Below are 20,917 nucleotides of genomic sequence, written 5' to 3'. Positions count from 1 at the left end.
TGACTCGTGGTCCTCGTCGTAGATGCCGCCGCTTCATGTCGATCCCTGCTTCCCTCTCAGCCGAGCTCGCGCTTGAGGATCTTGCCGGTGGCGGTCATCGGGAGGGCCTCGACGACCTCGACGATGCGGGGGTACTTGTAGTTCGCCATCTGCTCCTTGCCCCAGGCCACGAGGTCCTCGCCGGTGGTCGTGGCGCCTTGGTTAAGGATGACGAACGCTTTGACCTCCTCGCCGCGGGACTCATGTGGGACGCCGATGACCGCGGCGAGCGAGACGTCCTCGTGGGTCATCAGGGCCTCCTCGATCTCTCGCGGGTAGACGTTGTAGCCGCCGCGGATGATCATGTCCTTGGACCGGTCGACGATGTAGTAGAAGCCGTCGGCGTCCTTGCGGCCCAGGTCGCCGGAGCGGAACCAGCCCTCCTCGTTGAGTACCTCGGCGGTCGCGTCGGGCCGGCCGTGGTAGGCCTTCATGATGTTGTGGCCCTTGATCGCGATCTCGCCGACGGAGGTCTTGCCGTCCTCCTCGATGTCGTCGGGGACCTTCTCCCAGCTGTCGGCCTGCAGCAGGCACATCTCCACGCCGGGGATCGGCAGGCCGATCGAGCCGACCCGCTGGGGCTGGCCGTGCGGGCTGAACGAGGCGACCGGGCTGGTCTCGGAGAGGCCATAGCCCTCCAAGATCGTGACGCCGAACTCTTTCTCGAAGTCCTTGTGCACCTCCACCGGCAGCGCGGAACCGCCGGCCACAGCGACCCGGAGGTTCCTCGCGAGGGCCTCGACGTCGACCTCGGGGGTCAGGGCACCGAGCAGGCCCCAGTACATGGTGGGGACGCCGGCGAAGAACGTCACGCCCTCCTTCTGCATGAGCGCCAGCGCGGGCTCGGCCTCAAAGCGGGGCAGCATGACGACCGTGCCGCCGTAGGCGAAGCCGCCGTTCTGGATGACGGTCTGTCCGAAGGAGTGAAACAGCGGCAGCACACACAGGTGTGTGTCGGGCTCCTCGGCGCTCGCCCCGAACAGCGCCTCGCCGGACAGCGCGTTGTCGCGCATGTTGCGGTGCCGCAGTTCCGCCCCCTTGGGCTGGCCCGTCGTTCCGGAGGTGTAGAGGATGACCGCGGTATCGTCCTCGTCGGTCTCGACGGTCTCGAACGTCGGCGGCTGCGACCCGATCGCCTGGAACAGCGTGGTGGTGCCCTCGATCGGCGAGGCCGCAGCTGGATCGGCGGTGATGACGAAGAAGTGCTCGCAGCCCTCGGTGGCTTCGAAGCCCTCGTGACCGGCCTGACCGATCGGCAACTCCGGCGTGCCCTGGAAGCACACGTACGCCTTCGCGTCGGAGTCGGCCAGGTGGTAGGCCACCTCGCGCCCCTTGAGAAGCACGTTCAGCGGCACCACGGAGGCACCGGCCTTGAGTATGCCGAAATAGACGATCGAGAAGTACGGCAGGTTCGGACAGCTGAGCGCCACCTTATCCCCACACCCCACACCACGCTCGGCCAGCGCGCCGGCGACCTGGTTGGCCAGACCGTTGACCTGGGCGTAGGTCAACCGGGTGTCGCCGAAGACGATCGCGGTGCGCTCTGGGAAGGACTCCGCACTCGACTCGAGCAGAGTCGCGAGGTTGTAACTGGACAAATGAACTCCCAAGGACGAAAGAGACCGCACACTCTGCACGGGCGCGTCGGCGCGACTCCCGCTCGGGGATTCACCGGACGTGGCGATATGCTCTCGCGGCCCTCACGTGCGTTCGTGGCTCTCGACGCCAAATCCGGCCGGCGGGGTTGGACCGCTCGACAAAAGTGCAGGCGCCGTGTCAACTACGCCAAGAATCGCGCTCACCGTTGTTCCGACGTCCAGGGTGATCGCTCGTCGCGGCTGGCACGGTAACGCAGGCCACCCCAAGGTCCTGTCCCGAGACCGGGTCGCAAGCAAGCTACGAGAAGGAGGCCACCTTGGCGACCCAGGGCGCAGCCGGCGCACATCTCTTCAGAGCCTGCCGCGCCTCGGGATCAGTGTGGACGTTGCGTCAATGAACACCTCCCACGACCGGCTCGTGGTCGTCGGCGCCGGACTCGCCGGGCTTCGCGCTGCTGAGACGGCTCGTCTGGCTGGCTTCACCGGATCGATCACTCTCGTGGGGGCCGAGGAGTTGCCTCCTTACGACCGTCCCCCTCTGTCCGAGTCGGTCCTGGCCGTGGGAGTGAAGACGACAGTTCAGACATTCCGTACCGTCGAACAGCTGTCTCGAAAGCTGGGCGTCGAGTTTCTCGGCGGACGACAAGCGACCGCGTTGCAGTTTGCCCGGCGCACACTCGAGCTCGACGAACGCGAGAGCCTCTGCTACGACCGGCAAATCATCGCGACCCGAGCCCATCATGACCGGTTCGAGGGTTCGGACGCATCTGGCGTGACGACGCTGAGAACCGCGGCTGATGCATACATCGTGCGTGAGGCACTGGACCGGCGCGCTCGGGTCGTGGTGATCGGTGCTGGGCTGATCGGTTCCGAAGTCGCCTCAGCAGCTCGCGCACGCGGTATGTCGGTCGTTCTCCTCGACGTCCAACCGCTCCCGCTAGTGCGCGCCGTTGGACTGGAGGCTGGACGCATCTGCGCTGCCCTGCAGCGACAGGCCGGCACCGATCTGCGGGTGGGTGTCGAGGTCGAGGCGCTCGAGAGTCACCGCGGGCACGTCGCCGCCGTCGCTTTGCGAGGCGGCACCACGCTGGCTGCCGACCTCGTTGTCGTCGACCGCGGCGCCCAACCGGCGACCAGATGGCTCATCGACTCGGGCATCATGCTCCACCCCAACGACGGGGGCATCGTGTGCGGTCCCGACCTTCGCACCAGCGTGCCCGACGTGTTGTGCATGCGGTGACGTGGCCCATGCCCCCTGGGCATCGATCGGCAGCGACCTGCTGCGCTTGGCAAATTGGACCAGCGCCGCCGAGCAAGGCGGCGTGGCCGGTCACAATGCAGTCACAGATGGCTCACCCATCACACTCACTGGGATCCCGTCAGTCTGGTCGAACTGGTACGGGCACCGGCTCCAGTTCGCCGGGTTCCCGCACTGCGACGAGACGCTGGGCCTCGGCAACCCCGGTCCTGGATGCATCGTTCTCTACCGCCGCGACTCCACACTAGGGGCGGTGTTCGCGATCGACCCAGGTGCCGTCGTCTTGGGGCTACGCGAGTTGATCGGCGTACCCGGTTCATGGAACGACGCGGGGTCATGTGTCGGGATGGGGCAGGCGGCATCGGCGCCGCGGACTGCCTGAACGCGGCTCAGTCTCCGGAATGAAAAAGCTGGTAATGCCGCAACGCCACCTCGAGATCTGCGCCCAGTTTTGCGATCGGACTGGCAAGCACTCCTTCAGCCTGCCCGAGGCGGTACCGGACAGTGTTGCGGTGCACAGAGAGCGTCGACGCCGCCTCATCCACATTGCGCCCGTGGTCCAGAAATGCCGCGATCGTCTCGCGCAACTTCTCCATGGTGCCGTCGTTCTCCGCTAGCTGGCCGAGAACACGCGTGACGAATCGGTCCACTCGGGGGCTGCAGGCCAGAAGCGCGCTGAGCTCGACGTCCTCATAGAACGTCACCCTGGATTGTCGCGGGTCACGTGGTGCTCGACAGACGATCTCGTGCGTGGTGACGGCATCCTCGTGCGACATGATGAAGCCGTCGAGGCCCTCGGCGGTCACGCCGACCGAGATCGACATGTCCGTGCTGCCCAGGAGTCCGTTCAACTCGTTGAGTCGGCGTGCGTCGAAGGTGCCGACCATCCAAGCCCAAGCGCGGCCCTGCCCGGGATGCACGACAAGTTGACGGCCGGCCCCGACGGCCTCGGCGGCCTGCCCCGCCAAACGCTCCAGGGTGACATGGTCAGCATGCGCTCCCTCGAGGACCAGCGCGGTCTGCTTGAGCGTCACTGGATAGCCGCCGAGATGGGCCGAGATCCTGCGTGGGTCTGAAGCGTCGCCCGTGAGTACCTCGCGGACGGCGCCGAGCAAACGGATCTCGGGTGTTGCGCTCTGCTTCGACCTCGTGGCGTGGTAGATGCTGGTGGAGACGTCGATCGCGGCCTGGATCCACGCACCGGCCCGGTCCCAGAAGTAGATCAGCGCGTCGCTCTGGCTGCACACCTCGGGCGAGATCTGCTGAATCACTTCTGTTCCGTAGGCCCACACATCTTGCTGAGCCACGCGGTAAATCTTGATGACCACCTCAACCGGCAGTCCGGCGGCAGCGATCTCGACTGCCAACGTGCGACCGCTCTCGACCAGCCTGAACTCGAACTCGGGCTGGGCGAAGTTGTGCAGGAACGCCAGCCAGTGCTGCTCGACCGCACTGTGGAGCGCTGCGGCTAAGCGCTCGTCTCGGGCTAGTTGCGGGATCTCCGTCGTGATCGCCGTATAGGTCCGATCAACCCATTTCCGCACCATTTCAGGTTGCGCCTCGGCGCCCAAGAAGCCGGCCAGCCATGTGGCCAAACCCGTCTCCATCTCGACGCTCACCACATCACTCCTCTAGCCGCGCCGCCGCCGCGTGCGGTGACCCTCGTCACAGGATACCGAAGGCGTGACGCTGGTCGTTTGCTCGAACTGGCAGCCGTGGAGACCCAGCCGCAGGCTGCTCCCCTGCCGTTCCATGGTGGCCTCCTACACATATCGCTCTGCGAGCACTCCTCACCCGCCGCCGTGACTGGGAGGTCGACATCGACTCCGCGGCCCGACTCCGCTCAGGCCCGATCCGCGGGTTCGCATCTCTACCCATTCAGTAGGTCAGCCACTCACCATCGAGTCCCACGAAGGAGTACCCGTGAAGGACCGACCGAAGCCGGGCCGCGCAACAGTCCTCCACAATCTGATCGAGGAGATCCTCGCCCGAGACGACGGGCAAATCCCCACCAACATCGAAGGCATCGACACCTACTTCAACAACGACGATGACCTCGCGAACGCGCTGCTGCTCCGCTGGCACACCCGCCTCGTGGCCTCACTAGAACGCGGCCTCGTCGACGACCCTGAAGACCGCAGGGAGGCCGTCATCGAAGCCTGGCGGCACGCCTCCCGGATCTACTCGGGCGTCCGCAAAGTCGTCGACGAGATGGCCGAGGACCCGCGCACCGACGTCGTTGCCCACGCCGTGCTGGCCACCGCCCGCAACGACTGGGCAGCCATGGCCATCGCAGCCGGACTGGCCAGCGGCATCGACGAGCTAGGAGCTCGGGTCGGCCAGCGCCTCGAACTCGAGGCGAGACGACGCAACCTCACGGAACAGAGCACGGCCACAAGCCTGCAGCGCGATCATTGCTCGGCAAGGTCCAAGCAGCGCTCATCGGCTGAGAAATCGCCGCGAAAGCACGGCGCCATTCCCCCTCCCCTGGCGAAGCCGGCCGCTGCCACCGCGCGACATGCTGAGCGTCGTCCCCGCATCCGTTACACAGGTGGTACAAATGGAGGACCAACGTCGACATTTGCGCAGGTCAGCATGGGTCAGTCAGTCAGTACTACGACATCTGACTGACCGCCATCCCCGGACCGGCCCGGGAGAGAGTGGGCGGTTCAAGCCGTCAGTCTCATGTCGGTGCACTCCGTGCGAAATAGGTCGCTGAAGACTGATCGCAGCCGAGCCGTAGAGACACCTAGGTGACTAGCCACCCACTAGTCACCTCGGGAGCCACGCAATGAACGAGCAACTACACGGCGCTAAAGGAGGGAGCGCTCAGGCGGATCAACAGCGCTCGCTTCGTGAGATGGCAGACGCCTACTCGCGGCGGGCGCGGAAAGCCCGAGTCGAGCAGGGCAAGCCACCCGTGATCGCGGGCGCCAACGTTCTCAACCGAATCGCAGAGATCATGGCCGCTGAAGTCCCCGCTGTCCGGCCGGAGGATCAGCCCGCCGCTTAGGCTCGCCATATCGGCTCGCCTATCCGCGAGTCATCGAACCGGTTGTTCGACTTACCACGCGGCGCGATCTCGATGCTCTCAACCAGCGCCCGCACGATGTCCCGGCGCCGCCGCATCGGCGCCGTGTTCCACCATGACTCGATGTCGGCTCGCTTCTTTGGCACGTCCGACAGGACAGCATGCAAGTTTGGGGTCCACTGCCCAAGCACCCGCTCGGCCTCACGCTGCCGGATCGCCCACCCTTCCCTCAGAGCATCCCACTCATCTTCGTGAAGCCGATTCGCTGCGAACTCGAGACCATAGTGCTTGCGAAGTCGAGCCAGTTCAACGATCTCGCTCTCTGCGGCGGCAACGGCAGCGGCGCTGCCGTTGCCACTACGACGCTTGATCGCACCTGATCGAACCTTGGCTTCCGCGACTGCGTCGATGATCGCCATGGAGATGACCACGTCAGTCTGAGGTCCCGTTATAGTGAGACCACCGCACGTATGGGATCGACCGGGCTGTTTCGAACACGCATAACGGAAACCGCCGTTGCCGGTCGGCGAGCCGGCCAGGCTGGAGCCGCACTTCCCGCACTTCAAGATTCCTGCCAGGAGGTACTTCGGCTCACGGCCCCTCCTCGCAGACGGCCGGTCTGTAATGCGCCGGATGTCCTCAATCACTGCCTTCGCGAGAATTGGCGTCCAATCTCCTTGCGAAACCAGTTCTCCGTATCCCCCACGCTGGCCAGGGCTGAACTCACGCCACCCGCAGAGCGATCCGCGGCGAACCATCGCTCGGACGTTCGCGGCTCGCCAGTACGAACGGTCCGCCGGAATTCCAGCGGACGCAAGCAGGCGTGCAACGGTGGAGTCATCCAGCCCATGGTCCCCGGAACTGACGTGGTCCACCCAAGGCTGGTCACGCACCCACGCAGCCGTGCAGAGCGCCGGCGTCCCACCAGCCCTTCGCAACACCCGGGCGAGCGCGCCAGCGGCGACCGCGGCGTTGCCACGCACCGCGGCGATGACCGCTACTACCTCGGGGCGCTGATTGCGCTCAACCGCGCGATCGACGCGCCTCGCGTCCCATCGGCCACTCCCGGGGGTGGCGACGCCGCGAGCGTTGAGGTCAGAGGCGATCGAGTAAAGCGTCTCACCGTCGAGAACGCGCTGTGCGACCTCTCGGATGACTTCTGCTTCCTCCGGAATGATTCGCTGATGGTCGTCGTATCCGTAGCCGAGCGGCCCATGGGCCTGGCCTGACTGTGCGGCCTGCGCCCGCTGTGCAGATAGGCGTGCGGACTTCACGTCACCTTCATTGGCGGCGACTGCAGCGAGTATTCGAGCGAGGAGGCGCCCAGAAGGTGTCATCAAGTCGATCTCACCAGCTTGAAGAAAGACCACGGGGACCGCAGCCTTCTGCGACTCGATTGCGTCGAGCACTCGCTCAAGGTCGACGACTCGTCGCAACACCCGGTCGAGGTGCCACGCGACGATCCCATCGACGTATCCGGACTCGACATCGAGCAGAAGCTGCTCGAAGCTCGGCCGCCGTTTGCCCGAGCGTGCCGAAATGTCGTTGTCGGAGTAGACCTTCGGCTCAGGCCAGCCGAGCGACCGGCATCGTTCTCGGCACTCCTCGACTTGCCTCTGAACGCCGAGCGCTTGCCCTGTGCGGTCGAGGCTGATTCGCGCGTAGATAGCAGGCGCTTGAGGAACTCCGCGCGGGTGTGCCATACGATCTGACTATAGCAGTGGTTTTCATCACTGCGGTCTTGACCGCCGAGAAGCCGCGCGCCACCCCTTGCAGTACGACATGGAGCCGGTGCCCGGCCGGCAGCATCGCGTCGACGAACGGCCGGCTCAGGTCGATGCGCCGACCGGTGGACTTCAGCATCCGCTCCACCAGCTCGGCCACCTGCGCCTCGGTGAGCACCAGGTTGGTCAGCTCGTGCCGACCGCGCCGGGCCACGAACACCCGGTCCGGACTGTTGATCCAGACCTCCTCGACCGTCGGATCGTCCAGGAACGGCTGGAGCGGCCCGAACCCCGCCACTCGGGCGACCAGCTCTGCGACCAGCCCCTCCGGGTCGGCGACCGGCGCCACCACCCCGGTCAGGCTGCGCTCGTCGTGCTCCCGGACCAGCGCCGTCGCCAGCCGGCGTACGGCGGGGACGTCGCGCTGCGGGTCGATCCCGTCGCGGCGCACCGCCACGCGCAGATCCTCGTCGAGGCGCACCACGACGTCGTCGGACGCCGGCGCGGCCACGACGGGTGGCTGCAACAGGGCCATGGCGACTCCCCGAGATAGGACGGCTCTGGCTGCCAGCACCGTAGGCCACCCTCGCCCAATCGGGAAGGGTGAATTCGCAACCCTGTGGAAAATCCCGGGACGCGCTCTCTGCCACGCTGCCCGATGGGACATGGCCCCGCCTGTCCGGCAACCGTGCATGAGGCGACACAGCCCACGGCCCAACGGTCGCACCTGGGGGACTCACCCCCGACTGGGAAGCCCCGGCGTCGTGACGGGTCCCTACGAAGGCGCCGCGCACGTTCCGAGTACGAAATCAGCTGGGCGCCACCGAGGCCGACCATCAACGATCCGCGGCGCGAACCACGGCCCTCGCCAGCCGTCGCCGGGCTTCCCGCCATCGCAGACGGGCGATGTCGCCTGCCCCCTAATGAGGGGGCAATTTCGGCCCACATTCGTCTCGAACGGCTCGGCCGGGCTCGCTGGCTCGTAGTTTGCACCTGGTGCTGGGCGCGCCGGACGATCCGGCAGGCCGCTCCGATCACCTCGCAGTGACAACAAGTGAAGGCTTGTGGTGTTTCCGCCCCACCGGGGCACCACGGGGTAGGGCTTCGTGCGCGTCCCTTGCACGGAGCACAGCAGCAGCCGAGGGCCATCGCCCTCGGCTGCTGTCTTCGTGCGGCGATCCGGTCCGCGAGACGCTAGGCCCCTGCCGGACCTCGTCGTCCGTGCCCGCGTCGTGGCGGCGGGGCTACCCCTTCGCCGCGGCGACCGCCTGCGCGAGCACGGCCTTCTGCTTCTTCAGCTTCTTCTTGAGCTTCTTCAGCTTCGTGGCCAGTCGCTTCGCCTTGGCGGCCTGCTTCGCCTTCTTCGCGGCCTTCGCCTTGGTCTTGACCGAGGAGATCTTCTGCTTCGTGGCAGCGACCTCGGCCGCTGCCTGGGCGAGGGCCTGCTCGGCGGCGCTCGGCGATGTCGCCGCGGGCGGGGTGACCACCGGAGGCGTGACGACGGCAGGTACGGCGAAGTCGGCGCGCAGGTGGCCCTGCCGCAGCGAGAAGCCGTCGGTGTCGCCGTCGTCGGTCCACACGACCTCGACCTTGTTGTCGACCGCGGTGCGCAGCGGCTTGATCGCCATGCCCTCGTTGTTGAGGTTCGCCATCCCGGCCGGGCGGGCCAGGGAGTGCTTGACCACGAAGTCACCGCCCTCGACCTTCAGCAGGTTGGCCACGCCGCCGCAGCTGTCGTCGCACACGGCCCACAGCCCCTGCCGGTCGGCGTCGAAGGCGGTGTCCATGGCGAACGGGAAGCCGGAGGACTCGACCTTCACCTCGACCGGCGCCGCGCCGTCGGCGAGCGAGAAGAAGTGCAGGTCACCGGTCGCCTCGACGGCGGTGACGAACAGGCCCGGCGTCGGGTGGGTGCCGGCGGCGTACGCCGTGCCGCCGACCTTCCAGCCGGCGCCGACCAGGAAGCTGTCGGGCACATAGGTGATGCCCTCGAGGCCGAGGTTGGTGCCGGTGGTGACGAACGAGTTGACGTCCCACTCACCGGCCGCGGTCAGGTCGGTCGTGGCGGCGGTGACGCCGGAGACGTCGTACCGCTCGACCTTGTTGGAGGAGACGCCGCTGTTGTCGTTGTCACGCTCGGAGGTGACGTAGATCGAGCCGTCGGGGCCGACCGTGACGCCCTCGGAGTCGACCGCGCCGGTGCCGGAGGCGAAGCGCAGCTTCTTCCCGCCGTCCCAGCCGTCGACGGCGACATAGGTGCCGCCGACCTTGCGCAGCTTGTGCAGGGTGTTCTTGTTCTGCACGACCCACAGGATGCTCGGGTCGGTCGGGTCGAAGGCCGCGCCCGAGACGTCGCCCTCACCGTTGCCGTCACCGTCGCCGAAGCCGTTCACCTCGTCGACCGTGGTGACCTCCGACGGTCCGGGCCAGGCCTGGGTGGAGATGCCCGGGCAGGCGTTGGCCGCGCCCCAGGTGGCGCTCGGGGTCTCGACGTAGGAGATGTCGCCGAAGACCTCGCACCGGCTGTACGACGCGATGCCGTCCTCGTACCAGGTGTGCGCGACCACGGAGGCCAGATCGCCGGCACGGCGCAGGGTCAGCGCGTCCTGGCTGTCGAGGCCGACGATGCCCGTAGCCACGTAGAAGGCGCCGGGAGCCAGTGAGGTGGCCGCAGGCACCGTGTGCACGACGGCCGCCGCGGAGTCGAGCAGCTGCCAGCCTGCGATGTCGACGGGGCTGCTGCCGGTGTTGAGCAGCTCCACCCTGCCGTCGACGTTGGAGATCTCGTTGACCACGACCGGGCTGTCGAGGCGACGGGACTTGGTCGGCTCGGACGGGGTGTTGTCCCGACCGAAGGTCGACATGGTGACCCGCCAGAACTCGTCCGAGCCGTCCGGGAGCGCCGCGAAGGCGACCGCGTCGGAGTCGTAGTTGTCCGAGATCCCGCCGTCGCCGTCGCCGTACGCCTGCTCGTCGACGAGCTGCCGACTGGCGGCGTCGGCACCCGGGCCGTAGATCTTGACGGCGTCGCCCTCGCCGGACAGGCCCTTCTTTGAGCTGAACGCGACGTAGCCGCCGGCCGGGATCGTCATGTCGGTGGCGGCTGCGAGGGCGGTGCCGTTCCAGACCTTGAGGTCGGCGACGGTCAGCCGGCCCGCGCCGGACGCGGCGCCGCTGTCGACCTGGTACCAGCCCTCGATGCTGACCGGGCTCGACCCGGTGTTGACCAGCTCGACCGCGTCGCCGAAGCCCGGGTTGCCCGGGTCGTCGGCGTTGAGGGAGGCGATCTCGTTGATCTCGATGTCGTCCCAGTGGGGGTCGAGGACCGGCTCCTCGCCACCGCCGGGGAAGGCGTTGACCGCGCCCGGCGTCGGTGTGGCGCCGTTGCGCCACAGGCCGGTGCCCGGGTGCAGGCGCGACCAGGTGTTGGCGTGCTCGTCGGGCAGGAGCCCCTTGAACGTCGTCGACACCAGCGTGCCGTCCGCCTTGTGGAGGAAGACCCAGTCGGTCTTGTTGAGGCCGAATCCGGACTTGGTGCCGTTGCTGGGCGGCAGGTAGGTGAAGCCGGCCGGGATCTCGGAGTCCATCAGCTCGGTCTCGACCGCGAGGTAGCCGCCGGGCGCGAGCGTCGCCGAGGGGCCGCCGAGGGTGACCCGGTCAGCGGCGGTGGGCGTCCCCGGACCGTCGGTGACGTACCAGCCGGTCAGGTCGACCGGGCTCGTGGAGCCGTTGTGGATCTCGACGTAGTCGTGCACGCCCTCGGCGCTGGTGCCGGCGCCGTCGGTGAGCACCTCGTTGAGCGTGACCTGCGCCTCGGCGGTCGTCGCCGACGCGTTCGGGCCACCGGGCGTCGGGGCCGTGGTGACGGCGAAGCCGCCGCTGCCGTCGGGCGTGCGCGCGACGCTGGGCGTGACATGGCTGGTCCACGTGTGGGTGTCGATGACCGTGGCGCCGTCGGGCGAGAGCAGCGTGGCCTCGTCGGCGCTGCCGAGCCCGAAGGGCTTGGGCGTCGCGCCGGGACCGCCGTCGACGTAGTAGACGGCGTAGCCCTGCGGGGCGATCTTGCCGTCGAGCACGATGTCGTCCTCGGCGAGGGTCTTGTTGTCCTTGAGGTGGTAGCCGGTGAGGTCGATGGTCGTCGCACCGGTGTTGTGGAGCTCGATGAAGTCGCCGCCGGCGAAGCCGTTGGAGCTGACCTCGTTGATCACGACGCTCCCGAGCGCACCGGACGGGTCAGCGGCACGGGCGGGTGCGGCGACGGCGAAGAAGGAGAGGCCGGAGAGGCCAAGGGCGCCGGCAGCGGCTGCTGCGACGGCGCGAGAGGGGGATTTCACGACAGATGTCCTCGGGTGACGGCGATGGGCAACGGCAGCCCAAGATCGCGACACCAGGGGAACGTGAGGTGAACCCCGCCCGACGGCGGTCCATCGGGCGGACGGCGGGTCAGCGGAGACCGACCCGCCGTCCGGAGGTCAGGAGGGTCAGCGCGCCTCGCGCCTCGCGGCCTGACGCCGCACCTCGGCCTTGGCGAGCGCGTTCTTGTGGACCTCGTCGGGGCCGTCGGCGAAGCGCAGCGTGCGGATGCCGGCGTACATGTTGGCCAGGGGCAGGTCCTGGGACAGGCCACCCGCGCCGTGCAGCTGGATCGCCTTGTCGAGGATCCACTGCACCGTCTCGGGGGTGGCGATCTTGATCGCCTGGATCTCGGTGTGCGCGCCCTTGTTGCCCACCGTGTCCATCAGCCAGGCCGTCTTGAGTACCAGCAGGCGCAGCTGCTCCAGCTTGACCCGCGACTCCGCGATCCAGCCCCGGATCACGCCCTGCTCGGCCAGCGGCCGCCCGAAGGCGACCCGGGACTCCGCACGCTCGCACATCATCTCGATCGCACGCTCCGCGATCCCGATCGAGCGCATGCAGTGGTGGATCCGGCCCGGCCCCAGCCGCGCCTGCGCGACGCCGAAGCCGCCGCCCTCCTCACCGATCAGGTTCGCGACGGGCACCCGCACGTCGGTGAACGACAGCTCGGCGTGGCCGCCGTGCTCGCGGTCGTCGTAGCCCATGACGTGCATGCCGCGCACGACCTCCAGGCCGGGGGTGTCGCGGGGCACGAGGATCATCGACTGCTGGCGGTGCCGGTCCGCGGTGGGGTCGGTCTTGCCCATGACGATGAAGATCGCGCAGTTGGGGTTCATCGCCCCGGTGATCCACCACTTGCGGCCGTTGAGGACGTACTCGTCACCGTCGCGCACGATCGACAGCTCGATGTTCGTGGCGTCGGAGGACGCGACGTCGGGCTCGGTCATCGCGAACGCCGAGCGGATCTCACCGTCGAGCAGCGGCTCGAGCCACTGCTTCTTCTGGGCGTCGGTGCCGAAGAGGTGCAGCACCTCCATGTTGCCGGTGTCCGGAGCGGCACAGTTCATCGCCGCCGGGGCGAGGTGGCCGCTGCGGCCGGAGATCTCGGCGAGCGCGGCGTACTGGAGGTTGGTCAGGCCGGCACCCTCGACTCCGGGGTGCTCACCGGGGAGGAAGAGGTTCCACAGGCCGCGCTCGCGGGCCGCGGCCCGCAGCTCCTGGATGACCGGCGTGGAGTCCCAGGCCCACCGGTCCCCCGACTGCTCGAGCGCGGCGAGCTGGCCCTCGAAGACCGCCTCCGCGGGGTACACGACCTCGTCCATGAAGGCGAGCATCGTGGCCCGCAGCTCCTCGGTGCGGGCGTCGAATCCGAAGTCCATCAGTTCTTCCTCCAGGAGTGTGCGTTCAGTGCGGTGAGGCCGGCGTCGAGCAGCGGGTGGATCGCCGCGCCGATGTCGTCGAAGCCCTCGCCGACCGTCTGGCCGGCGAGGAAGCGGTAGTGGATGCCCTCGAGGATCGCGGCCAGCTTGAACGCCGCCAGGCCGAGGTACCAGCCGAAGTCGGACAGGTCGCGGTCGCTGGCCGCGGCGTACCGGGCCACGATCTCGTCCTCGGCCAGGAAGCCCGGCGCGGTCGACGCGTCCGCGACGGCGTCGCCCACCGTCTCGGCGAGCCGGTGGTAGGTGAGCATGAGAGCGAGGTCGGTGAGCGGGTCGCCGAGGGTCGCCATCTCCCAGTCGAGGACGGCGGTCGCCCGGTCGGAGCCGTCCGCCCCGTCAGCACTGTCGATGAGGACGTTGTCGAGGCGGAAGTCGCCGTGCACGATCCCGGTCGCCGACGCGGCCGGCACCGACGCGGCGAGCAGGCGGTGCAGCTCGTCGGCGGCCGGCAGGTCGCGGGAGTGCGAGGCGTCGAGCTGCTTCTTCCAGCGCGCGACCTGGCGGCCGAGGAAGCCCTCGGGGCGGCCGAAGTCGGAGAGTCCGACCTCCGCCGGAGGGACCGCGTGCAGCGCGGCGAGGATGTCGACGAGCCGCTCGGAGATGGCGCGGATGCGCGGAGCGCCGAGTCCGGCGAGCTCGGTGGCCCGGCGGTACGGCGTACCGGCACAGCGCTCCATCACGTAGAACTCCGCCCCGATCACCTCGGGGTCGGAGCAGAACGCATAGGTCCGCGGCACGGGGACGCCGGTGTCCTGCAGTGCCGACATGACGCGGTACTCCCGGCCCATGTCGTGGGCCGTGGCGAGCACGTGCCCCAGCGGCGGCCGGCGCACGATCCACTCCTGCGTCCCGTCGGTGACGGCGAAGGTCAGGTTGGACTTGCCGCCCGCGATCAGGTCGGCGCTCAGCGACGAGCCGGCGCCGGGGACCGCCGCGGTCAGCCAGCCGCCGAGCGCGTCGAGGTCGAGGCCCGGCGGGTTCGCCCGGCCGCTCATTCGACACCGCCGGTGAGGGTGACCCCGCCGTCGACGACGACGGTCTGGCCGGTCAGCCAGGCGGCGTCGGCGGACAGCAGGAAGGCGACGACGCTGCCGATGTCCTCAGGCTCGCCGAGCCGCTTGAGGGGGTACTGCGCGGCGACGTCGTCCTCGCGGCCCTCGTAGAGCGCCGTCGCGAACCTGGTCTTCACGACCGCGGGCGCGACGGCGTTGACCCGGATGTCCGGACCGAGCTCGACGGCCAGCAGCTCGGTCATGGAGATCAGCATCGCCTTGCTGGCGCCGTACATGCCGATGCCGGGGGCGGGCTTGACGCCGGAGACCGAGGAGACGTTGACGACGGCGCCGCCGTGCTCCTTCATCCATGCGGCGTGCACCCGCTGGGTCCAGGCGAGCGCGGCGAGCACGTTGACGTCGACGATCTTGCGCGCGACGCCGAGATCGAGGTCGATCATCGGGCCGTACGCCGGGTTGATGCCCGTGTTGTTGACGAGCAGGTCGGCGCTGCCGAAGGTCCCGACGGCCTGTCGTACGACGTCGGCCTGGTGCTCCGCGTCGTCGGCCTTGCCCGCGACGCCGAGCGCCCGGTCCGGGCCGCCGAGCGTGGCGACCGCCTCGTCGAGCGCCTCCTTGCCGCGGCCGGTGATGACCACGCGCGCGCCATCCGCGACCAGCCGCTCGGCGATCGCGAGGCCGATGCCCCGGCTCGCCCCGGTGACGATCGCGGTCTTGCCCTCGAACCTCGTGCTCACGTGTCTGCCTCGCTCCGGTCAGTCAGGTTACTAAGCGCTTGCTTACCGTGTAGCCTACCTTGCACGCGCGCCGCACGTGGCGTCAAGGGCACGCACGGCCCACCAGCACCGGAGGCACGACGATGAGCACCCCGTCCCGCGCCGAGACCACCCGGGCCCGGCTGCTCGAGGCCGCCGTCACCGCGTTCGCGGAGAAGGGCTTCCACGGGACCACCACCCGCGACATCGCCGGGGCGGCGGGAATGAGCCCGGCTGCGGTCTACGTGCACCACAGGTCCAAGGAGGAGCTGCTCTTCCTCATCTCCCGGGAGGGCCACCAGCAGGCGCTCGACGTCGTCCGGGACGCACGGGCGTCCTCGGCCGACCCGGTCGAGCAGGCGGCCGCCGCCGGCCGGGCGTTCGCGGAGTTCCACGCGCACCACCACACGGTCGCGCGGATCCTCAACTACGAGCTCGCAGCACTGAGCGAGGAGCACCGCGCCGAGATCGACGAGCTGCGCACCGGCATCGACCGCGAGCTGCGCGCCCTCGTCCACGACGGCGTCGCGTCCGGCGCGTTCGACACCCCCGACCCGGCGCTGGCCGCCACGGCGCTGGCCTCGATGGGCATCGACATCGCGCGCTGGTACCGCGAGGACGGTGAGTGGTCGCCCACCCAGATCGGCGACTACTACGCCGATCTGGCACTGCGCACCGTCGGCGCCGTCCGACCCGCGGGGTGATCGGGGAGGACCGCCGTCCGCCCTCTTGCGCCAAGAAGACTCTGTTTTAGAATCGGGCCGTGGACCTCGACACCGGTGCCGCCGCGATCGGCGTGCTCACCGACCCGACCCGGCGCTCGCTCTACGCCTACGTCGCCGCGCGCGGCGACCTGGTCGGGCGGGACGAGGCGGCCACGGCGCTGGGCCTGGCCAAGCACACGGTGAGCTTCCATCTCGACCGGCTGGCCGAGGAGGGCCTGCTGGAGGTGGAGTTCCGCCGGCTCAGCGGCCGCACCGGGCCCGGCGCGGGCCGCCCGAGCAAGCTCTACCGGCGCGCCCGCCGGGACTTCACGGTCAGCCTGCCGCCGCGTCGCTACGACCTCGTCGGCGACATCCTCGCCGCGGCGGTCGGCCGGGCCGGAGCCGGCGAGGACCTGGATACCGCCCTCGCCGACTGCGCCCACACCGAGGGCCGGGCGGTGGCCGGCCAGGCCGACGGCGTACCCGCTCCCCCGGGTCTCGACGACCTCGCCGCGGTGCTGTCCGGACAGGGCTACGAGCCGACGGTCGAGGCGTCAGTGGTGGCGCTCGCCAACTGTCCGTTCGACGCGCTCGCGCGCAAGCACACCGCTCTGGTGTGCGGCCTCAACCGGTCGTTCGTGCAGGGCGTCGCCGACGGCCTCGGCTGCGCCGGCGTGACCGCCCACCTCGAGCCGGACGCCGCGCGCTGCTGCGTCACGGTACGCCGCGACGGACAGCCCGCCCCGGCCCACGGCCGCGCCGCGCTCGATCGCTGGATCCTGTCCGGCGGCCACTGGGAGGTCGCCGGCGAGCGCGACGGGATCGCCACCGTGGCACTGCTGACCTGCGACGGCGGGCAGGAGATGGACCGCGTGACGCTCCCGGTCGACGCCCTCCCCGCGGACTGAGCCCATCCCAAACTGTCCCACTAGCGGGACACAATTGCCTGATGTGACCTCCCGCACGCCTGCTCCGCGCACCCAGGATGACTGGCACGAAGCGTCGAGAGCAGGAGTTCCGCATGACAGCCGTGTCCCCCGTCCGTACCCTCCGATCCCCGCACGGCAGCGGGCTCTCCACCCTCGGGTGGGAGCAGGAGGCGGTGTACCGGATGCTGCACAACAACCTCGACCCCGACGTCGCGGAGAACCCCGCCGACCTCGTCGTGTACGGCGGCTCGGGCAAGGCCGCGCGCGACTGGGCGTCGTTCGATGCGATCGCCCGCCGGCTCACGACGCTGCGCTCGGACCAGACCATGCTCGTGCAGTCCGGCAAGCCGGTCGGCGTCCTCGACACCACGCCGGACGCGCCGCGGGTCCTCATCGCCAACGGCAACCTGGTCGGCGACTGGGCCAACTGGGACGAGTTTCGCCGCCTCGACGAGCTCGGGCTGATCATGTTCGGCCAGATGACCGCGGGCTCGTGGCTCTACATCGGCAGCCAGGGCATCGTGCAGGGCACCTACGAGACCTTCGCGGCGGTGGCCCGGCAGCGCTTCGGCGGCGACCTGGGCGGGACGATCACGCTGACCGCCGGCCTCGGCGGCATGGGCGGCGCGCAGCCGCTGGCCGTGACCATGAACGGCGGCGTCGCGATCTGCCTCGACGTCGACCCGGCCAAGGTCGCCCGCCGCGTCGAGCTCGGCTACCTCGACACCGTGGCCGACAGCCCGGAGGCCGCGCTGCGGATGGCCGAGGAGGCCGCCGCGGCCCGGCGTCCGCTCTCGATCGGGGTCTGCGCCAACGCGGCCGACGTGCTGCCGGCGTACCTGCGCAGCGGGGCGCCGATCGACATCGTCACCGACCAGACCTCGGCGCACGAGCCGCTCACCTATCTGCCCACCGGCGAGGACCTCGACGGCTGGGCCGAGAAGGTACGCCGCGACCCGGCCGGCTGCCACGAGCAGGCGCTGGCCTCGATGGCCGCGCACGTCGAGGCGATGCTCGCCTTCCGGCGCGGCGGCGCGGTGGTCTTCGACTACGGCAACTCGCTGCGCGCGTTCGCCGCCCAGGGCGGCTGCGCGGACGCCTTCGAGATCCCGGGCTTCGTGCAGGAGTACGTCCGCCCGCTCTTCAGCGAGGGGCGCGGACCGTTCCGCTGGGTCGCGCTCTCCGGCGACCGGGCCGACATCGCCCGCACCGACCGGGCCGTCGCCGAGCTCTTCCCCGACGACGAGGGCCTCCAGCGCTGGCTGCGGCTCGCCGGCGACCGCGTCCCGCAGCAGGGACTGCCCGCCCGGATCTGCTGGCTCGGGCACGGCCAGCGCGACCAGGCGGCACTCGCCTTCAACGACCTCGTCCGACGCGGCGAGGTCGCCGCGCCCATCGTGGTCGGACGCGACCACTTCGACGGCGGCTCGGTCGCGTCGCCGTACCGGGAGACCGAGGGCATGCTCGACGGCTCCGACGCGATCGCGGACTGGCCGCTGCTCAACGCGCTGGTCAACGTCGCCTCCGGCGCCTCGTGGGTCTCGATCCACCACGGCGGCGGCGTCGGCATGGGCAAGTCGATCCACTCCGGCCAGGTCTGCGTGGCCGACGGCACCGAGCGGGCCGACGCGCGGCTGGCCCGCGTGTTCCGCAACGACTCCGCCACGGCTGTGCTGCGCCACGCGGACGCGGGCTATCCGATCGCCCGGGACTGCGCCGAGCGCACCGGGCTCGAGATCCCGATGGGAGACGCCCGATGAGCACGCACCCGAGCGACCAGGTGGAGGTCTTCGCGCTGAGCTTCGTGCCGGCCACCGAGTTCCCCGATCTCGCCGTCCACTACGAGAGGTCCGGCTGGCACGGCCTGCTCGCCGCCGACAGCCAGAACCTCACCGGTGACCCGTTCGCCGCGATCTCGGTCGCGGCAACCCGCACCGAGCGGATCCGGCTCGGCACCGGTGTCACCAACCCGGTCACCCGCCACGTCGCCGCGCTCGCCTCCGCCGCCGCGACGGCCCACGCCTTCTCCGACGGGCGGATGGTGCTCGGCATCGGCCGCGGCGACTCCTCGCTCTCCCACATCGGGCGCGGACCGGCACCGGTGCACGAGTTCGAGGAGGTGCTGACCCGGCTGCGCGGCTACCTCAACGACGGCCACGCCCCGCTCGACGGGTTCGAGAGCCGGATGGACTGGGTCGCCGAGACCGGCCTGCCGCCCGTCCCGATCGAGGTCGCCGCCTCCGGTCCCCGCGTCATCCGGCTGGGCGCCTGCCTGGCCGACCGGCTCGTGCTCACCGTCGGGGTCGAGCCGGAGCCCATCGCCCAGGCGTTGGAGACCGCCCGCAAGGCCCGCGCCGACGCCGGGCTCGACCCCGACGGCATCCAGTACGGCGCCTACCTCAACGTCGCCACCCACCGCGACCTCGACGTAGCCAACCAGCTCATCTCGGGCAGCCTCAGCGTCCTCGCCAGGTTCGCGGATCGCGACCAGCGCTCGAAGCTCCACGGCGACTACCGGATCGACACCCACGCGAACCTCCGCACGACGCCGAGCGAGGAGGACCGGATCCTGCGGGAGCGGTTCGCCATCGTCGGCGACCCCGACCACTGCGTCGAGCGGATCCAGCCCCTCATCGACCTCGGGCTGGACTTCGTCATCGTGGCCGGTCATTCTCGCGACGCACGCCGGCAGGACCTGCTGGACAGCGCCGCGCTCCTGGGCGCGGAGGTCATCCCCGCGCTCCGACCCGCAGCGCGTCCCTTCTCCAGTGAGGTCCACCCGTCATGACCACAGCACCCGTCCCGTCCGCAGGGCTGCGCCGCTCAGCGCCGCGCTCGTCCTGGCGCTCCGTCGTCGCTGCCGGCCTCGGCAACGTCATGGAGTGGTACGACGTCATCATCTACGCCTACATGGCGCCGGTGCTGGCCGTCCTCTTCTTCCCCAAGTCCGACCAGACCGCCGGCCTGATCAGCACCTACGCCGGCCTGCTCATCAGCTATCTGATCCGCCCCGTCGGCGCCATGGTGATCGGCAACCTCGCCGACAGGCACGGGCGCAAGGCCGCCCTCACCCTGACCATCGGGCTGATGACGATCGGCGTCGCGATCATCGCCGTCACGCCGACGTACGCGACCATCGGCGTGGCCGCCCCGGCGATCCTCATGGTGTCGCGGCTGATCCAGGGGTTCTCCGCGGGTGGCGAGTTCGGCGCCGCGACGACGTTCATGGCCGAGAGCGCGCAGGTCGGCCGCCGGTTCCTGGCCAGCTGGCAGGCCGCCACCCAGGGCATGGCGATGATCCTCGCCGGTGTCTCCGGCTGGCTGCTGTTCACGACGGTCGACACCGAGACGCTGCACAGCTGGGCGTGGCGGCTGCCGTTCGTGTTCGGCATCCTGATCGGCCCGATCGGCCTGTGGATCCGCAACCGGATCCCCGACACCGAGGAGTTCCGCGCGACCGAGCCGATCGCCAACCCCCTGCGCACGACGCTGCGCGACCACTGGGGACGGGTGCTCGTCGGCACGCTGTGCGTCGGCATGGCCGGCATGGGCGTCTACCTGATCACCTTCCTCGCCGCCTACGCCCTCCGCCTCGACCTCGCGCAGTGGTCCGGGTACGCCGCCGCGGCGACCGCCGGCACCGTGATCGCCGTGCTGGCACCCTGCTTCGGCCGGCTCGCGGACCGGATCGGCGCCGTACCGATCCTGCTGACCGCCGCCGTCGTCGGCTTCGTCAGCATCTACCCGCTGCTGTCGTTCCTCCTCAGCCACCGCACCACGGGGGCGCTGATCCTGGTCGAGGCCTTCATCGGCGTGATCATCGCGGCCTACTTCGGCACGCTGACCGGGCTGCTGGTCGAGCTGTTCGACACCGAGGTGCGCACCACCGGCATCGCGCTGTCGTACAACGTCGGGATGATCTTCATGGGCAGCCTCGGGCCCCTGCTGCTGACCGCCTGGAGCGACGTGACGCTGCGCGCTCCGGCGTACTACTTCATGATGATCGCGCCGCTCTCGGTGATCGGCGTGGTGCTCGCGCGCAAGGTCTACCGGCAGCCCTGAGCGCCCTGC

At 69.6% G+C, this 20,917-nt stretch carries 16 protein-coding genes; 8 read left to right on the top strand and 8 right to left on the bottom strand.

Annotated features, from left to right (window positions below; all coding sequences use genetic code 11):
- Nucleotides 1-56: 56 nt before the first annotated feature.
- A complete protein-coding gene (locus KVF89_RS05385; RefSeq protein WP_257424044.1) occupies nt 57-1,637 on the bottom strand; it encodes a long-chain-fatty-acid--CoA ligase in 1,581 nt (526 codons plus the stop codon).
- A gap of 394 nt (nt 1,638-2,031) precedes the next feature.
- Here KVF89_RS05385 and KVF89_RS05380 point away from each other — a divergent pair, with 394 nt between their 5' ends.
- Together KVF89_RS05380 and KVF89_RS30570 are read left to right on the top strand one after the other, a co-directional pair.
- Nucleotides 2,032-2,877 (top strand): NAD(P)/FAD-dependent oxidoreductase, encoded by an 846-nt coding sequence (locus KVF89_RS05380; protein ID WP_257424042.1) that lies wholly within the window; start codon nt 2,032-2,034, stop codon nt 2,875-2,877.
- A gap of 1 nt (nt 2,878) precedes the next feature.
- Nucleotides 2,879-3,277, top strand: a complete 399-nt coding sequence (locus KVF89_RS30570; protein WP_372497861.1) for an oxidoreductase C-terminal domain-containing protein — start codon at nt 2,879-2,881, stop codon at nt 3,275-3,277.
- A gap of 7 nt (nt 3,278-3,284) precedes the next feature.
- Here KVF89_RS30570 and KVF89_RS05375 read toward each other — a convergent pair whose 3' ends face one another.
- Nucleotides 3,285-4,514: a PucR family transcriptional regulator gene (locus tag KVF89_RS05375; RefSeq protein ID WP_257424040.1), complete on the bottom strand. Its 1,230-nt coding sequence runs from the start codon at nt 4,512-4,514 to the stop codon at nt 3,285-3,287.
- Between the two features lie 304 nt (nt 4,515-4,818).
- On the opposite strand from KVF89_RS05375, the gene KVF89_RS05370 reads away from it, so the two are divergent.
- Nucleotides 4,819-5,526, top strand: a complete 708-nt coding sequence (locus tag KVF89_RS05370) for a hypothetical protein (RefSeq protein ID WP_257424038.1) — start codon at nt 4,819-4,821, stop codon at nt 5,524-5,526.
- Between the two features lie 378 nt (nt 5,527-5,904).
- Here the strand turns inward: KVF89_RS05370 and KVF89_RS05365 are convergent, their stop codons facing one another.
- From KVF89_RS05365 to KVF89_RS05340, 6 genes are all read right to left on the bottom strand, one after another.
- Entirely contained in the window at nt 5,905-7,581 is a 1,677-nt protein-coding gene (locus KVF89_RS05365) for a recombinase family protein (RefSeq protein ID WP_257424053.1), read from the bottom strand.
- Nucleotides 7,493-8,185, bottom strand: coding sequence for an ATPase, T2SS/T4P/T4SS family (locus tag KVF89_RS05360; protein WP_257424036.1), 693 nt, complete (start codon nt 8,183-8,185; stop codon nt 7,493-7,495). The genes KVF89_RS05365 and KVF89_RS05360 overlap by 89 nt, the downstream gene beginning before the upstream one ends.
- A 709-nt stretch (nt 8,186-8,894) precedes the next feature.
- On the bottom strand, nt 8,895-11,984 hold the full coding sequence (locus KVF89_RS05355) for a lamin tail domain-containing protein (protein WP_257424034.1): 3,090 nt from the start codon (nt 11,982-11,984) through the stop codon (nt 8,895-8,897).
- A 147-nt stretch (nt 11,985-12,131) separates the two neighbouring features.
- A complete protein-coding gene (locus tag KVF89_RS05350; protein WP_257424032.1) occupies nt 12,132-13,385 on the bottom strand; it encodes an acyl-CoA dehydrogenase family protein in 1,254 nt (417 codons plus the stop codon).
- Entirely contained in the window at nt 13,385-14,440 is a 1,056-nt protein-coding gene (locus tag KVF89_RS05345) for a phosphotransferase family protein (RefSeq protein ID WP_257424030.1), read from the bottom strand. Before KVF89_RS05345 ends, KVF89_RS05350 begins: the two co-directional genes overlap by 1 nt.
- Nucleotides 14,437-15,195 carry an SDR family oxidoreductase gene (locus KVF89_RS05340; protein ID WP_257424028.1) on the bottom strand — a complete coding sequence of 253 codons (759 nt, stop codon included), beginning with the start codon at nt 15,193-15,195 and terminating at the stop codon, nt 14,437-14,439. Before KVF89_RS05340 ends, KVF89_RS05345 begins: the two co-directional genes overlap by 4 nt.
- Nucleotides 15,196-15,317: 122 nt before the next feature.
- On the opposite strand from KVF89_RS05340, the gene KVF89_RS05335 reads away from it, so the two are divergent.
- From KVF89_RS05335 to KVF89_RS05315, 5 genes are all read left to right on the top strand, one after another.
- Complete coding sequence (locus tag KVF89_RS05335; protein ID WP_257424026.1) at nt 15,318-15,917, top strand: TetR/AcrR family transcriptional regulator; 600 nt, start codon at nt 15,318-15,320, stop codon at nt 15,915-15,917.
- Nucleotides 15,918-15,976: 59 nt separating this feature from the next.
- Nucleotides 15,977-16,825 carry a helix-turn-helix transcriptional regulator gene (locus tag KVF89_RS05330; protein WP_257424024.1) on the top strand — a complete coding sequence of 283 codons (849 nt, stop codon included), beginning with the start codon at nt 15,977-15,979 and terminating at the stop codon, nt 16,823-16,825.
- 113 nt (nt 16,826-16,938) lie between these two features.
- Nucleotides 16,939-18,606: a urocanate hydratase gene (hutU, locus tag KVF89_RS05325; protein ID WP_257424022.1), complete on the top strand. Its 1,668-nt coding sequence runs from the start codon at nt 16,939-16,941 to the stop codon at nt 18,604-18,606.
- Nucleotides 18,603-19,634 (top strand): LLM class flavin-dependent oxidoreductase, encoded by a 1,032-nt coding sequence (locus KVF89_RS05320; protein WP_257424019.1) that lies wholly within the window; start codon nt 18,603-18,605, stop codon nt 19,632-19,634. Before hutU ends, KVF89_RS05320 begins: the two co-directional genes overlap by 4 nt.
- The gene (locus KVF89_RS05315; protein WP_257424018.1) at nt 19,631-20,908 is read left to right on the top strand and encodes an MFS transporter; all 1,278 of its coding nucleotides are present in this window, start codon (nt 19,631-19,633) and stop codon (nt 20,906-20,908) included. The genes KVF89_RS05320 and KVF89_RS05315 overlap by 4 nt, the downstream gene beginning before the upstream one ends.
- Nucleotides 20,909-20,917 lie beyond the last annotated feature (9 nt).

It is taken from the genome of Nocardioides carbamazepini (assembly GCF_024614185.1).
GTDB lineage: Bacteria > Actinomycetota > Actinomycetes > Propionibacteriales > Nocardioidaceae > Nocardioides > Nocardioides carbamazepini.
Note: the sequence above shows the minus strand (reverse complement) of the source record. Positions and strands in the feature narration are given on the sequence as shown.

Coding starts and splice junctions, on each gene's coding strand:
- KVF89_RS05345 (WP_257424030.1), bottom strand. CDS start 14,440: ATGAGCGGCCGGGCGAACCCGCCGGGCCTCGACCTCGACGCGCTCGGC.
- KVF89_RS05360 (WP_257424036.1), bottom strand. CDS start 8,185: ATGGCCCTGTTGCAGCCACCCGTCGTGGCCGCGCCGGCGTCCGACGAC.
- KVF89_RS05315 (WP_257424018.1), top strand. CDS start 19,631: ATGACCACAGCACCCGTCCCGTCCGCAGGGCTGCGCCGCTCAGCGCCG.
- KVF89_RS05350 (WP_257424032.1), bottom strand. CDS start 13,385: ATGGACTTCGGATTCGACGCCCGCACCGAGGAGCTGCGGGCCACGATG.
- KVF89_RS05335 (WP_257424026.1), top strand. CDS start 15,318: ATGAGCACCCCGTCCCGCGCCGAGACCACCCGGGCCCGGCTGCTCGAG.
- KVF89_RS05380 (WP_257424042.1), top strand. CDS start 2,032: ATGAACACCTCCCACGACCGGCTCGTGGTCGTCGGCGCCGGACTCGCC.
- KVF89_RS05320 (WP_257424019.1), top strand. CDS start 18,603: ATGAGCACGCACCCGAGCGACCAGGTGGAGGTCTTCGCGCTGAGCTTC.
- hutU (WP_257424022.1), top strand. CDS start 16,939: ATGACAGCCGTGTCCCCCGTCCGTACCCTCCGATCCCCGCACGGCAGC.